General features: G+C 44.2%; 1 protein-coding gene. It reads right to left on the minus strand.

Annotated features, from left to right (window positions below):
* Nucleotides 1–493: 493 nt before the first annotated feature.
* Entirely contained in the window at nucleotides 494–1009 is a 516-nt protein-coding gene (locus D6783_05240) for a hypothetical protein (protein RME52312.1), read from the minus strand.
* Between the last annotated feature and the right edge of the window lie 107 nt (nucleotides 1010–1116).

A 1116-nucleotide genomic window follows, 5' to 3' on the forward strand; every position in this document is an offset into this window, starting at 1 on the left:
GAGATGTTATCAATAGCTTGTATGATTTTGTCAGAGATAATCCTGATTTACTGATTAGATCAATTAGTTTGTTAGAAAAAAATAAGGATAAACTTAGAAAAAAAGCGCTAAAATACACAGATAATTTTTGAAAACAACAAGTGCCGTAAGCACCGCGGAAGCTTCCGTATTAGCAAGCCAACAAAATTGAAACTAACAATCATTAGACGACTTCAGCAACAAGTTGCCTTCGTCCAAATTCTCCTTCGGCGGACTTCGGTTAATCCTGATGTTAGTTTCAATGAGCGGGCGAGCTAAAAGATAATATATCTCTATGAAAAATAAGGATTGATAAAAAGAAAGAGGTCGGCGTCTTAATTCTAAATGAAAAAAATGTTCCGTGAAATATTAAATTTACTCTCTGTGCACGTTTTTTGTAGGCCGACTTCTGATTGCGAATACCACATAACACATAGGCAAGGGCGTTCGCTGCAACGCGCTCCGCTCCCGAAACCTACTCGTCGGCTGCAAGCTCGAGCCACGCAAAGTCGTGCAGATCAACACGCTCGCTCTGCTTTCTTCGCTCAACCTTAAACGGCTTGTACGCGGCACTGAACGTTGTCCTCAGGAACGAGGTCTTTCTTCCTCTTGCCCGGTGCAAGTAGAACACAATCTGCTCGCCGAAGAAATCAAGAACGTAAACCGCTTCGGTTCCTTCAGGAAGGTTTTCCGTCCTCGCGTCTCGCCCCAATTCCATTGCGAAGAAACCGCCTTCCCCTGCACTGCTTAAGTGGACGGTTGTTGTGTCTCTGAGTTGTGTTGAAGACAGGAATCCGAGCCTCGGCGAGATGGGGATTTCATTGTCGATGATCATCCACTCGCCTTCCTCACTCTTGGTTGCGCCGTCGCGGTTCATAATACCGGTCGTGACGCTCTTTCGCCTCGTCCTGTGCGTTCTTTGGATTGTTCTGGCAGCCCCGATCTCACGTCGGGGGCGTCTGTTTTGCGTTTGCTCTCTGCTTGTATGCATTAACGTCATTTTGCAGCACCTCTTTTCCCAACGACTACTTCTTCAATCTTAAATTTTTACCATCAAATAGTGGTAATACTATATAAATTTTTTCTTTTTATTTATAA

It is taken from the genome of Candidatus Woesearchaeota archaeon (assembly GCA_003694805.1).
GTDB lineage: Archaea > Nanobdellota > Nanobdellia > Woesearchaeales > J110 > J110.

Excerpts from the sequence above, each read along its gene's own strand:
- D6783_05240 (RME52312.1), bottom strand. The coding sequence starts at position 1,009 with ATGCATACAAGCAGAGAGCAAACGCAAAACAGACGCCCCCGACGTGAG.